The 434-nt window shown below is 29.3% G+C and carries 2 pseudogenes; both read right to left on the bottom strand.

Features of this window, described 5'->3' with window-relative positions:
* Positions 1-133: pseudogene (locus tag ACVC2P_RS00475) on the bottom strand (ribosome recycling factor); the annotation flags it as partial.
* A gap of 96 nt (positions 134-229) precedes the next feature.
* A pseudogene (gene pyrH / locus ACVC2P_RS00470) lies at positions 230-434 on the bottom strand (UMP kinase); the annotation flags it as partial.

The raw sequence follows: 434 nt of genomic DNA, 5'->3' as shown, positions 1-434 counted from the left end.
CCATAACACTACCTAACATGGCTGGTGTTGCTTTACCTGCACGGATGTTTAAAAATTGCTTTTCTAAATGCTTTATAGCATTATCCATTGCTTCTTTCGCAGAGTCTATTATAAATGTTATATTTTCGTTCATTACTAAGTATTTTATTTATTTAGTGCTCAATCCAAAAACTGAGCCAAAATTTATACGTTGTTTCATTTTTAATTGTATGTATAAAAATACAATTTATTATAAACTAACTTGAGTTCCAATATTTTCACCTAAAACAACCTTCATTAAATTGCCTCTTGTGTTCATGTCGAATACAATTATTGGTAATTCGTTTTCTTGACTTAAAGTAAATGCAGTTGTGTCCATTACTTTTAAACCTTGACGCAATACATCATCAAAAGTAATATGGTCAAATTTAATAGCTTTACTATCTTTCTCTGGG

This window comes from Pontimicrobium sp. MEBiC01747 (genome assembly GCF_053601635.1).
This window is presented reverse-complemented; position numbering and strand designations above follow the sequence as displayed.